Annotated in this window: 11 protein-coding genes; all 11 read right to left on the bottom strand. The window is 73.8% G+C overall.

Annotation, left to right across the window (positions count from 1 at the left end; genetic code table 11):
- Positions 1-3: 3 nt before the first annotated feature.
- The 11 genes from rfbC to IE108_RS08325 are packed head-to-tail and all read right to left on the bottom strand — an operon-like array spanning position 4 to position 11,531.
- Positions 4-555, bottom strand: a complete 552-nt coding sequence (rfbC, locus tag IE108_RS08375) for a dTDP-4-dehydrorhamnose 3,5-epimerase (protein WP_064731484.1) — start codon at positions 553-555, stop codon at positions 4-6.
- Positions 552-1,775: a polysaccharide pyruvyl transferase family protein gene (locus IE108_RS08370; RefSeq protein WP_107420351.1), complete on the bottom strand. Its 1,224-nt coding sequence runs from the start codon at positions 1,773-1,775 to the stop codon at positions 552-554. Before IE108_RS08370 ends, rfbC begins: the two co-directional genes overlap by 4 nt.
- 32 nt (positions 1,776-1,807) lie before the next feature.
- Positions 1,808-2,755: a glycosyltransferase family 2 protein gene (locus IE108_RS08365; RefSeq protein WP_064731486.1), complete on the bottom strand. Its 948-nt coding sequence runs from the start codon at positions 2,753-2,755 to the stop codon at positions 1,808-1,810.
- The gene (locus tag IE108_RS08360) at positions 2,752-4,071 is read right to left on the bottom strand and encodes an MATE family efflux transporter (protein WP_079163781.1); all 1,320 of its coding nucleotides are present in this window, start codon (positions 4,069-4,071) and stop codon (positions 2,752-2,754) included. The genes IE108_RS08365 and IE108_RS08360 overlap by 4 nt, the downstream gene beginning before the upstream one ends.
- A complete protein-coding gene (locus IE108_RS08355; protein ID WP_064731488.1) occupies positions 4,068-5,342 on the bottom strand; it encodes a DUF4910 domain-containing protein in 1,275 nt (424 codons plus the stop codon). The genes IE108_RS08360 and IE108_RS08355 overlap by 4 nt, the downstream gene beginning before the upstream one ends.
- Positions 5,339-6,364 (bottom strand): NAD-dependent epimerase/dehydratase family protein, encoded by a 1,026-nt coding sequence (locus IE108_RS08350; protein ID WP_064731489.1) that lies wholly within the window; start codon positions 6,362-6,364, stop codon positions 5,339-5,341. The genes IE108_RS08355 and IE108_RS08350 overlap by 4 nt, the downstream gene beginning before the upstream one ends.
- Before the next feature lie 3 nt (positions 6,365-6,367).
- The gene (locus IE108_RS08345) at positions 6,368-7,015 is read right to left on the bottom strand and encodes a PIG-L deacetylase family protein (RefSeq protein ID WP_064731490.1); all 648 of its coding nucleotides are present in this window, start codon (positions 7,013-7,015) and stop codon (positions 6,368-6,370) included.
- Positions 7,012-7,821 (bottom strand): sugar phosphate nucleotidyltransferase, encoded by an 810-nt coding sequence (locus tag IE108_RS08340; protein WP_064731491.1) that lies wholly within the window; start codon positions 7,819-7,821, stop codon positions 7,012-7,014. The genes IE108_RS08345 and IE108_RS08340 overlap by 4 nt, the downstream gene beginning before the upstream one ends.
- Entirely contained in the window at positions 7,818-9,053 is a 1,236-nt protein-coding gene (locus IE108_RS08335) for a class I SAM-dependent methyltransferase (RefSeq protein ID WP_064731492.1), read from the bottom strand. Before IE108_RS08335 ends, IE108_RS08340 begins: the two co-directional genes overlap by 4 nt.
- Positions 9,050-10,291: a glycosyltransferase gene (locus tag IE108_RS08330; RefSeq protein ID WP_064731493.1), complete on the bottom strand. Its 1,242-nt coding sequence runs from the start codon at positions 10,289-10,291 to the stop codon at positions 9,050-9,052. The genes IE108_RS08335 and IE108_RS08330 overlap by 4 nt, the downstream gene beginning before the upstream one ends.
- Position 10,292: 1 nt before the next feature.
- A complete protein-coding gene (locus tag IE108_RS08325; protein WP_064731494.1) occupies positions 10,293-11,531 on the bottom strand; it encodes a hypothetical protein in 1,239 nt (412 codons plus the stop codon).

Here is an 11,531-nt window from a genome sequence, read left to right as displayed (position 1 = left end):
CACTCAGCTCTCTCTCTGCTTCAGGACCTCGGCGAGCCCCGGCGCCTCCCGGTCCCGCCGGGACGTCAGGGCGGGCGGCAGCGGCCAGGGGATGCCCAGTTCGGGATCGTCGAAGGCGATCGTCACGTCCTCGGCCGGGTCGTGCGGGCGGTCGATGCGGTACGAGGTGTCGGCGGTGTCGGTCAGCGCCTGGAAGCCGTGCGCGCAGCCCGCCGGGATGTAGAGGGTCGCCTGGGTCTCGCCGGACAGCTCGAAGGTGGCCACGTTGCGGTAGGTCGGGGAGTCGCCGCGCAGGTCGACCACGACGTCGAAGATCCGCCCGTACGAGCAGCGCACGAGCTTGGCCTCGCCGGCACCGGAGCGCAGGTGCAGCCCGCGCAGCACGCCCCGGCGCGAGCGGGAGACGCTGTCCTGGACGAACGCGTCCGGGTCGAGCCCGACCGAGCGGACCACCTCGGCGTCGAACGTCCGGCAGAAGAAGCCGCGTTCGTCGGCGTGCGGAACCGGCTCGAAGAGGTGGGCGCCGGCGATCTCCGGCACCGCGGTGGCCTTCATGACGTCTCCTGTCGGGTGGTGACGGCGTCGGTGCGACCGGCCCCGGGGGACAGGACCGGGATCAGGGCGCTGAACTGCCGCTCCAGTCGCCGGGCGGCCGCCGCGTTCCGTTCGGCGAGGACCGGCCGCAGCTGGGCCGAGCGCTTCTCCAGCTCCCGGAACTGCTCCAGCAGCCGGTCGGGGTCGACCTCGCGAGCCGAGTGGCGGAAGGCGGCCAGCCCCATTCGGGCCATGAGCGTGTCGCTCTTGGCCGAATAGCTGAGCGCGAGCGTCGGCGTCCCGGCCTTCAGCGCGCACACCAGGTTGTGGTACCGGGTGGCCACCACCGTCCCGGCGGCCGCCGTCTCCCTCATCAGGTCGGCCAGGGAGTCGGTCTCGGCCGCGGTGACCAGCGGCGAGTCCACCGCGTCCAGGATCGCCTCGACCACCGGCCGGTCGATGTCGTCGCCGGTGAGCAGCCGGACCCGTCTGCCCTCTTCGGCCAGCGCGCGGACGAACCGGGTCGTCCCGTCGAGGTAGCGCCGGTGGATCTCGTCGCCCCGGGCGCGGTCGTCGTTGCCGCCGTAGAAGGCCATGACACCGACGCAGACCGTGTCCCGGGGAACCGGGGCGCCGCCCGCCGCAGGGGCCGGAAGGGAGAAGGCGAGGTCCTCGTAGACCTCGTCCCGCGACGTGTCCACGCCCATCGTCCGCATCGCGTCGCGCGACAGGTCGTCGCGGAACGAGCGGTACGCGGCCAGCCGCGCCGACCAGCACGTCAGGGTCCGGGTCGCCCGGCGGCCGATCGTCGCGGCGCCCACGCCGACCAGCGCGACCCGGGTGCCGGTCAGCCGGCCGGCCGCGCAGAGCAGGAACAGCGAGTACGGGAAGCCCCACGGCCGCAGCGGCAGCGTGGCCTCCAGGACGCCGGTGCCCGGCACGATCACGACGTCGTGCCGGCGCACCCAGGCCGCGGTGCGGACGGCGTCGACCACCTTGCCCGCCGCCTTGGCCAGGATCGCGCCCGCACGCGACGCGGTCCGGTACTCCCCGCTGTACCAGTTGAGCCGCGTCGTGGGGATCCCGAACCGGGCCCGCACCTCCTCCGGACCGCCGCACATCGCGTCCACGACGGCCCCCGGGTACTCGGCGCGCAGGTGGCCGAGCACGGCTTCGAGCGAGCCGTCGTTGCCGACGTTGCCGGAGCCCAGCAGCCCGAACAGGCCGACACGCAAGGGCATTAGACGCCGGGAGGGCTTTTCGCGAGGGGAGGTCATGCCCGCCCCCCGTCGCGTCCGGCGACGAGCGCGTCGACGGACACGGTGAGCCGGTCCGGGTCGACCGGGGCGCGGTCCTCGACCCGCTCCCCGGCACCGGGCCGGACGCGGCTCGTCATCCACGCGGCGAGGTGGCCGTAGCAGGCCCGCCGGTCCGCCGCCGACAGCGGGGCGCGCCGGATCGCCCCGACGAAGCCCCCGACGTACTCGGCCAGCAGCCGGGGCGTCGGGTGCAGCGGGCCCGCCCGGCGCGGGTCCAGATTGACGCACCGGGCGCGCTTGCCGGGGTTCGCCCGCTCCGCGCGGGTGGGGTGGTCGCGGCGGAAGTACAGCAGTTCCGGCACCTGGTGGAAGGGGCCGTGCAAGGTGATCTCGGCGACGAACGTGCGGTCCGCGTGGTGGTAGCTGTCGTGGGGCTTGACCCGGCGCAGCACGTCGGCCCGCATCACACCGTAGAAGTCGTCGCCGCCGGGCTCGAACAGCAGGCTGCGGAACCGCTCCGGGGCGTGCGGCGAGTCGGTCGCGAGGCCGTACTCGTAGGGGACCTTCACCTTGCCGTCGCCGTCGACGACCGCCTGGCCGCTGTGCGCGAGGATCACGTCCGGTCGCTCGTCGAGCGCCTCGACACAGCGCGCCAGCAGGTCGCGGGCGTACAGGTCGTCGTGCGAGGCCCACTTGAACAACTCGCCGCGGCACTCGGTGAAGACGTGGTTGTGGTTGGGCGCGGCGCCGATGTTCCTGGACAGCCGGACGTACCGCACGCGGGAGTCGAGCTTCGCGTAGCGGCGGCAGATGTCCCGCGTCCCGTCGGTGGACGCGTTGTCGGAGACGACCAGTTCGAAGTCCTCGTACGTCTGGCCGAGCAGCGCCTCGAAGGACTCGGCGAGGTACTCCTCGCCGTTGTAGACGGGCAGGCCGACGCTCAGCCGGGGATGGGCGGTCATGACGTCCTCACTTCACGGATGGTTGGGCGGTGGCGCTCGCGCAGCGCGGCCCGCAGTTGCAGCCACCAGACGGCGGAGCCGCAGGCGGCCGCGCCGGCGACGCCCCAGGCCGAGCCGGCGGTGCCGCCCGCGACCGCGCCGCCGAGGCCGCCGGCGACATAGCAGGCGGAGGCGAAGAGCTGGCAGCGCAGGCTGCGCCGGGCCGCGGCGAGTGCGCGCAGCCCGGCCGCCGCGCCGGTGCCGAGGCCCGCGCCCGCGACGCCGAGCGTGACCGGCACGATGATCGCCGCCGACGCGGACCACACGTCCCCGAGGACCAGCTCGCCGAGCCGGTCCGGCACCAGCAGCAGCGCCGCACCCCAGAGCAGCGCGGCGACGGCCTGCCCCGCGCCCAGGAAGAGGCAGAACCGGCCCAGCCGGTGCGGGTCCCGCCGCAGCACCCGGGCCGCCTCCGCGACGGTGACCAGGGACAGCCCCATCAGCACGGCGAGGAACGGCCCGAGCAGCAGCTCGGCGCCCCGGATCACCCCCACCGCGCCGACGCCGACGATCACGCCGAGCCCGTAGGCGCGCAGCTGGCTCGCGCCGCTGACGCCGACGTTCTCGGCCAGGTACCGGTAGCCGAGGTCGCGGTGGTCGCGGAGCCACTCGCGTGCCCCGGTGAGCCCCGGCCGGATGCCGGACTGGAAGCAGCCGTACACCGCGGCGACCGCGGCGGACACCCCCCAGGCCAGCACGAAGGCGGTCACGCTGCCCACACCCGCGGCGACCACCATCGCGGGGACCAGGGCGACTCCCCACACGACGTCGTTCACGAACGCCTTGCGTCCCTGCCCGGCGGCGAAGAACGAGTACCGCCAGGCGTCCTGCAGCAGCAGCCCCGGCAGCACGACGCCCAGACCGGCGAACGCGGGCCCCACCCGGCCGCCCAGCCCCAGCCCGACCGCCAGGCAGACCGCCCCGACCGCGGTGCCGACACCGAGCGCGGTGCCCGACGACCGGACCACCGCCGCCCGCCAGTCGCCCTCGGGCACGCCGCTGAAGCGCACCACGAGCGGGTCGGTGGCCAGCCCGCGGGAGACGCTGAGCACCACGCCGTACGTCACCCAGGCCAGACTGAACACGCCGAACGCGGTCAGCCCCAGCGAGCGGGCCACGTAGATCCCCACCGCGAAGTTGGAGATGCTGGAGGCCGCCTGGTCGGCCAGTCCCCAGGACAGCCGCCCGGCCATGCCACGCGTGCCGGTCCGGCGGGCGGTCGTGCTTCCGTCCGCCGCGGCCGTCGTCTTCCCTCCTCCGGTGGCCATGGGCGTCACGCCTTGAGCAGCCCTGCGGCGTGCAGGGCCTCGGCCGCGTCGGCGACGGTCTCGAAGGGCAGCCCGGACCGCTCGGCCACGTCCAGCAGGCCGTGCTCCCCGTCGGCGAGGCTGAGCACCCAGAGCATGGCCATCTGGGCCTGCTTGGCGTCGCTGCGTCCCCCCAGCGAGTCGTACAGTCCGCGCCGGCCCAGCTGCGGTTCGCCGTAGGGACTGAGGTTGACGTACCGCCGGTCGCGGTCCAGCACGGCGAACGCCTCGCGGCACACGGCGAGCGTGTCCTCCATCGCCCGGGGGGAGACGAAGTCCGGGTTGTCCGCGGAGGTGTGGTACTCGGGATAGCCCGCGTACGGGGTGCGGGTGAGGGAGCCCACGCCGAGATCGAAGCCGGGCGAGCAGTACTGCCGCTCGTCGTAGCCGTACGGGGTGAACTCTGTGACGCGGTGCGGGCGTTGGGAGGCGGACAGCACGTGCCGCATCACCCGGTCGATGTCCGCGTCGCCGCGCCGGCTCCGCTTGTACGTGAGGTCGCCCCGGTCCCCCGCGCAGGCCAGCACCAGACCGTGCCTGACCCGCTCCACCCGCTCCGCGTTGCGGGCCAGCCAGGTGATCGCCCCGATGGTGCCGGGCGCGAAGATGAACCGGTACGTGTAGTACGGCGTGCGCTCCGCCAGCCCCCGGGCCAGGAACGCCGCCACCGCGACGCCGGCCAGGTTGTCGTTGGCCAGCGACGGGTGGCAGACGTGACAGGAGACGATCACCTCGTCGGTGACCTGGCCGGGCACCACGTGCTCGGCGTAGGTGAGGTGGCCGTCCGCGAGGGTGGAGTCGATGCGGACCTCGTACTCGCCCTCCGGCATGGCGTCCAGCGTGTCCTGGGCCAGGCAGAAGCCCCAGGCGCGCTCGTAGTAGCTGGTGCGGTACGGCACCCAGGCCGGACGGTCCGGCAGGGTGTGCAGGTGCGGGCGCAGCTCGGCCAGCGTCATCGTCGCCGACACCGGCACGCTGTAGCCGAGCACGTGCAGGCTGGACGCGGCGAAGTCGACGACGCGGCGGCCGTCCGCGTCGGCGATGTACGCGTCGCGGACGTTCCACTCCTGCGGCACCGTCCAGTCCAGCACCCGCGTCCCGGTCGGTACCTCGTGCACCCGTAGCGGAACGTACTCGTCCACGATCGCCAGCGTGTCCCGCACGCCGTCGCCGGTGATGCTCCGGCACAGCGGGTACAGGCGCTCCACCAGCGCGTGCATCCGCTCGCCGGTCCCCGTCATCCGCGCCGCCGCAGGGTCTCGTCCACCGCGCCGGCGTCCGTGGCCGCGCGCAGCACGGCCAGCCGGGTGAAGCGCTGCTCGAAGCCCTCCCGGGTCAGGTCGTGCGCCCGGTACGCGTCGGCGAGTTCGAGCGCGCCCTGCTTCACCGTCCACTCGCAGTCGAAGCCGGGCACCGCCGCGCGGAACCGGGAGAAGTCCACCCGGTAGGACCGCGGGTCGGCACCCGTCTCCCCGGTGATCACCACCTTCGAGCCCGGTACGGCCGCGGCGACCTGCTCGGCGATCTCCGCCACCGTGACGTTGTTGACCTCGCTGCCGATGTTGAACGCCCGGTCGTGCACCGCCTCGCGGGGCGCGGTCAGCGCCGCCGTGAAGGCGCGGGCGATGTCGGCGGCGTGCACCAGCGGCCGCCAGGGGGTGCCGTCGGAGAGCACCAGCACCTCGCCGGAGAGCAGGGCGTGGCCCACCAGGTTGTTCAGCACGATGTCGGCGCGCAGCCGCGGCGAGAACCCGAAGGCCGTCGCGTTGCGCAGGTACACCGGGCTGAAGTCGCCGTCGGACAGCGCGTGCAGCTCGTCCTCCACCCGCACCTTGGACTCCGCGTACGGCGTCACCGGGCGCAGCGGGGCGTCCTCGCCCACCAGGTCGCCACCGCCGGCCGCGCCGTACACCGAGCAGGTCGAGGCGTACAGGAACCGCCGCACCCCGGCGTCGCGGGCCAGCCGGGCCAGCCGGACGGACGCGTGGTGGTTGATGTCGTAGGTGAGTTCCGGCGCCAGGGAGCCCAGCGGGTCGTTGGAGAGCGCCGCCAGGTGGATCACGGCGTCCACCCCGGCCACGTGCTCCGCCGTGACGTCCCGCAGGTCCACCCGGTGCCCGGGAGGATCGGCCGGCGCCGGGCCCAGCACGCAGTCGGCGAAGAGTCCGGCGTCGAGACCGACGACCTCGTGCCCGGCGGCCTCGAGGACGGGCGCCATCACGGTGCCCAGATAGCCCTGGTGTCCGGTCAGCAGTACGCGCAAGGTTCAGCCCCCCAGGTTGAGAGTGAGTTTGGTGACCGCGAACGCCTCGGCGTAGCGCGCGTGGCATTCGATGCCGCGGATCCGGGCCAGACCGAGGAAGGCCTCCCGGTCGAACCAGGCCCGGTGCCGCTGCGAGGGGTAGTGCTCCTGGAGCAGCCGCACCTTCCGCTCGGCGGTCTCGGGCGACAGCGGCTGGTACGCCACCGGGCGCCCCAGGTCGCCGTCCCACTTGACGATCTCGTAGCGGAGCACGAGGTGGTCGCGGAACGCGGTGGTCATCAGCTCCGCCAGGCCGCGGTGGTCCTGGTGTGCGTCGTCGGTGCGCGGCGCCAGCACCAGATCCGGCTCGCTCCGCCCGCGCAGCTCCTCGACCGCCCGCTTGGCCTCCTCCCAGTGCGCGGGGATCCGGCCGTCCGGCAGCTTGAGCACGGTCAGCCGCAGGTCGGCCCCCGGGCAGAAGGCCTCGAGCGCCGCCCGCTCCTCCCGCTCCCGCTCTCCGCCACCGCCGGACAGCACCAGCGCGTCGACGCGCACACCCGGTCGTGCCGTGCACAGCGTGAGCAGCGTCCCGCCGGCCCCGATGGCGATGTCGTCGCAGTGCGCGCCCACCGCCACGACCCGGTCCGCGCCCCCGTCGCCGAGCCGGATCATACGGACCCCACCCCGGCGCCCGCCCCCGCGCCGTCCCGCTCCCACACGGCCCACGGGCGCTCTCCCCGCGCGTAGCCGGCGTCGAGCGCCGCCCGCTCCTTCACCGTGTCGGTCGGCTTCCAGAAGCCGCGGTGCCGGTGGGCCACCAGCCTGCCCTGCTTGGCCAGTTGAGCGCAGCCGTCGGCCACCAGGTCCCCGTTCTCCGGGATGTGGTCGAAGACCTCCTGGCGCAGCACGAAGTAGCCGCCGTTCTCCCACAGCGGCAGCTCGCTCACCGGCGTGATCCCGCCGACCAGGCCGTCCTCGCCGAGGTCCACGCAGTGGAAGGAGGACTGCGGCGGCACCACCATCATCGACGCCCCGGCGTCGCGGCGGGCGAACCGGTCGATCATCTCCGGCAGGGGGGCGTCGGTGAGCACGTCGGCGTAGTTGGCGAGGAACATCTCGTCGCCGTCCAGGTGGTGCCGCACCCGGCGCAGCCGCTCCCCGATCGGGGACTCGATGCCGGTCTGCGCGAAGGTGATCGTCCAGGAGGCGATGTCGGTGGAGAGCAGCTCGGGCCGCCCGCCGCGCAGCACGAAGTCGTTGGAGGCCGTCTCCTCGTAGTTGAGGAAGAAGTCCTTGATGTGGTGGGCCCCGTAGCCGAGGCACAGGATGAACTCCGTGTGCCCGTAGTACGCGTAGTAGCGCATCACGTGCCAGATCAGCGGCCGCGGGCCGACCATCGCCATCGGCTTGGGCACGTCGTCGGAGGTGCCGTTGCGCATCCGCAGTCCGTAACCGCCGCAGAACAGGACGACCTTCATCGCTTGACCTCGACAATGCTCAGTTCCGGGATGGGGAAGACCAGCCGGCCGCCCCACTCGTGCACGTAGGACAGCTGCTCGACCAGCTCGGCGCGCAGGTTCCAGGGCAGGACGAGGACGTAGTCCGGCCGGTCGGCGGCGATCCGCTCGGGCGGCAGGATCGGGATGCGGGTGCCGGGGGTGAACCTGCCGTGCTTGTAGGGGTTGCGGTCGACCGTGTACGGCAGCAGGTCGGGCCGGACGCCGCAGTGGTTCAGCAGTGTGTTGCCCTTGCCCGGCGCGCCGTAGCCGACGACCGTCTCGCCGCGCTCGGCCGCCTCGATCAGGAACCGCAGCAGGTCCCGGCGCACCTTGGCCACCCGGGCGGAGAACTCGGCGTACCCGGAAAGCTCCTGGAGCCCGGCGGCCTTCTCCCGGTCCAGTACGTCGGCCACCCGCCCGCCGGGCTCGCCCGCCGCCTCGGCCGGCCGCGCCCACAGCCGGACCGAACCGCCGTGCGTGGGCAGCAGCTCGACGTCCACCAGGGCCAGCCCGCCGCTCGCCAGCGCCCGGATCGCGGACGCGACCGTGTAGTACTGGAAGTGCTCGTGGTAGATCGTGTCGTACTGGTTCTCCTCGATCAGGGTCAGCAGGTGCTGCACCTCGATGGAGACCCACCCTTCGTCGGCGACCAGCGCGCGCAGCCCCCGGGTGAAGCCGACCACGTCCGGGATGTGCGCGTACACGTTGTTGGCGACCACCAGGTCCGCCGGCCCGTGCTCGGCGCGGACGGCGGCGCCGGTGTCCGGATCCAGGAACGCCGTGAGCGTGGGCACCCCCGCCTCCCGGGCCGCGCCCCCGACGTTCACGGAGGGTTCGATGCCCAGGCAGCGGATCCCGCGGTCCCTGACGTGCTTCAGCAGGTACCCGTCGTTGCTGGCGACCTCGACCACGAACGCGCCGGGACCCAGGGACAGCCGCTCCGCGGCATCGGTGACGAAGGTGCGCGCGTGCTCCACCCACGAGGTCGAGTACGAGGAGAAGTACGCGTACTGCGTGAACGTCTCCTCCGGTGTGATCAGCGGCGGTATCTGCGCGAGCCAGCAGTCGGTGCAGACCCGCAGATGGAGCGGATAGGCCGGTTCCGGCCGGTCCAGTTGATCCGCGGCGAGGAAGCTCTCGCACGGTGGCGTCGCGCCGAGGTCGACGACGCTCGCCGTCGCCTCGGAGCCGCAGAGTCGGCATCGTGTCATGTGCTGTTCCCATCCCCCCTGCCCGCGCGGGCGTGCCCGCCCCGGGCCAGTGCTGACCGACCCGCGATCGCGGTGCGGTACCCCTCCAGCAGGCGCTCCAGCCCGACGTCCGGGCTGAAACCCCGCTCGTAACGGCGCCGGGCCGCCCGCCCCATCTCCCGGTTGCGGGACGCCTCCGCGGTGATCCGGCGCAGGCACGCGGCGAGCGAGGCGGCCTCGCCCGGCCGGTGCAGCAGCCCGGTCACCCCGTCCTCGACCAGTTCGGTGAAGGCGCCGTGACCGGCGGCGACGGCCGGAACGCCCGCCGCCATCGCCTCCACCACCACCAGGCCGAACGCCTCCAGCCACGTCGACGGCGCGACCACGGCGACCGAGCGCGCGAGGGTCTCACGGCACCGCGCCGTGTCGTACAGCCCGACGCGGCGCACGTCGTCCCGCCCCGCCGCCCACGCGGTCACCTCCCCCTCCAGCGGGCCCGCTCCGGCGATCACGAGCGGCACGCCCACCCCGCCGCCGGCGGCCAGTTCGTCCCACGCGGCCATCAGCAGCCGCACGCCCTTGGCCTCGGCGAGCCGGCCGAGGAACAGCAGGTGCTCGCCGGGGCCGGTGCGGACGACCCCCGGCTCGGGCACGAAGTTGTGCTTGACCGAGAGCCGCTCGGCCGGCATGCCGGCGCCCACGAGCACGTCGCGCTGGGCGGCCGAGATGCAGAAGAACCGCTCCACGCCGGACCACCAGCGCCGCCGGTTGACCGACATGCTCACCGCGAGCGGCACCGTCGCCAGCCGGGAGCCCCGGTAGCAGCCGTGCCGCACCGCGGGCAGCGGACCGGAGCCCACGCATTCGGTGCACGGCCCGCCGTCGCGCTGCAACGTGCCCGGCGGGCACACCTGCGTGTAGTTGTGCAGCGTGGCGACGGCCGGCACCCCCGCGTCGGCACAGGCGGCCAGAATTGCGGGCGACAGGAGCGGGAAGACGTTGTGGACGTGCACCACGTCCGGCCGCTCGGCCCGCAGCCGCGCGGTGAACTCCCGCCGCACCGCCGGGTTCCACGGCACCAGGAGGGGCACCGCGGCCTTGCCGGGCAGCGAGCGGGCGGCGATGTCGTCGCTGCGCCGCTCGAACACCCCGACCCGGTGGCCGGCCCCGCGCAGCAGCGCCACCTCCTGGTCGACGACCTTGTTCTCGCCGCTCGGCTGCGCCGAGGCGTAGCGGTTGTGCGCCACGAGGACGTGCATCTCAGATCACCTCCGAGTCGCCGCGGGCCCAGCGCGGGACGTGCCGTCCGGCGGAGGCCGCGGGCGCGGGTGGGGGAGCGGTGCCGGCCGGGGCGACCAGCAGCGACGCGGCCACGGTCAGGTGCAGCAGGTACGGCGAGGCGTCGCCGAGTCCGGCCTCGGTGTACGACGCGATCGCGCAGTAGCCGATCAGGAAGAGCGCGCAGGCCCTGGAGAGCGAGGGCGGCCGCAGCAGCGCCACGGCACCCAGGACGACGACCATCGCGGTCACGAGGGCCACGCCGGTCACCCCCTGTTCGTGGTAGACGGCCAGCCAGCTGTTGTCGATGGGCAGCCCGCCGAAGGACTTGTCGCCGAGTCCCGCGCCGAACAGGTACTCCGCGGTCGTCCGGGGCGCCGCCAGCAGGGCGTCCCACACCTTGGCCCGGCCCGTGAGGCTGGTGAAGTTCTCCTCGCTCTGACCGCGCAGGAACCACGCGCGCAGCGCGGAACCGAACACCACCGCCGCCACCGCCGCGCAGAGCACCGCCCAGGCGAAGAACCGGCGGGCGGCGGCGCTGGTGAGGACCAGCGAGCCGATCGCGAGGACCAGCCCGGCGAGCAGCCCCAGCGTGGCCGTGCGGGTGTGGGTCAGCAGGAGCAGGACGAGCGAGGGCACGACCACCACCGCCGCGCCGGCCCGGTCGGTGCGGCCGCCCAGCACCAGTAGCACAGTGAGCCCGATGACCACCGCCGCGTACTGTCCGATCTGCGGCGGCGTGAGCGGCCACAGCGCGCCGACCAGCCGCCCGCCGTACAGATCGGGCAGGGCCGCGCCCGGGGAGACGAGCGCACCGGCGGCCACCGACCCGAGGACCACCGCGTACATCCGGACGTGGTGCCGGACGAACGTCGTGCCTCCGTCCCACCAGCGGCTGAGCAGCCACAGGGTGGCGACGAACAGCGCCAGCCGGGCGCAGCGGAACAGCGCCCCGAACCCGGACTCCAGGCTCACGCTGGAGATCAGGCTCGGCACCAGCAGCAGGGTGAGCAGCAGCAGGAAGGCGCTCGGCCGGATGCGCAGCCGCAGGTTGACCGCCAACGCCAGCGCGAACGCGGCGACCAGGGCGCCCATGGTGACCATCTGGATGAGGGAGCGGGGCAGCGGCACGATGGTCCGCGCCCCGGTGGAACCCAGCGTGTTGAGGACCAGCAGCCCCCAGACCGTCCCCAAGGTCCTCGGCGTGTGCCCGGCGGCCAT

This window comes from Streptomyces parvulus (genome assembly GCF_014648855.1).
In the GTDB taxonomy this organism is placed as follows: Bacteria; Actinomycetota; Actinomycetes; order Streptomycetales; family Streptomycetaceae; genus Streptomyces; species Streptomyces parvulus.
The sequence above is the reverse complement of the archived record's forward strand: the minus strand, read 5'-3'. Positions and strand labels throughout refer to the sequence as shown.

What these genes read in the sequence shown, in the direction of transcription:
- IE108_RS08330 (WP_064731493.1), bottom strand. Translation starts at nt 10,291, where the DNA reads ATGCACGTCCTCGTGGCGCACAACCGCTACGCCTCGGCGCAGCCGAGC.
- IE108_RS08355 (WP_064731488.1), bottom strand. Translation starts at nt 5,342, where the DNA reads ATGACGGGGACCGGCGAGCGGATGCACGCGCTGGTGGAGCGCCTGTAC.
- IE108_RS08345 (WP_064731490.1), bottom strand. Translation starts at nt 7,015, where the DNA reads ATGATCCGGCTCGGCGACGGGGGCGCGGACCGGGTCGTGGCGGTGGGC.
- IE108_RS08365 (WP_064731486.1), bottom strand. Translation starts at nt 2,755, where the DNA reads ATGACCGCCCATCCCCGGCTGAGCGTCGGCCTGCCCGTCTACAACGGC.
- IE108_RS08370 (WP_107420351.1), bottom strand. Translation starts at nt 1,775, where the DNA reads ATGCCCTTGCGTGTCGGCCTGTTCGGGCTGCTGGGCTCCGGCAACGTC.
- IE108_RS08335 (WP_064731492.1), bottom strand. Translation starts at nt 9,053, where the DNA reads ATGACACGATGCCGACTCTGCGGCTCCGAGGCGACGGCGAGCGTCGTC.
- IE108_RS08340 (WP_064731491.1), bottom strand. Translation starts at nt 7,821, where the DNA reads ATGAAGGTCGTCCTGTTCTGCGGCGGTTACGGACTGCGGATGCGCAAC.
- rfbC (WP_064731484.1), bottom strand. Translation starts at nt 555, where the DNA reads ATGAAGGCCACCGCGGTGCCGGAGATCGCCGGCGCCCACCTCTTCGAG.
- IE108_RS08325 (WP_064731494.1), bottom strand. Translation starts at nt 11,531, where the DNA reads ATGGCCGCCGGGCACACGCCGAGGACCTTGGGGACGGTCTGGGGGCTG.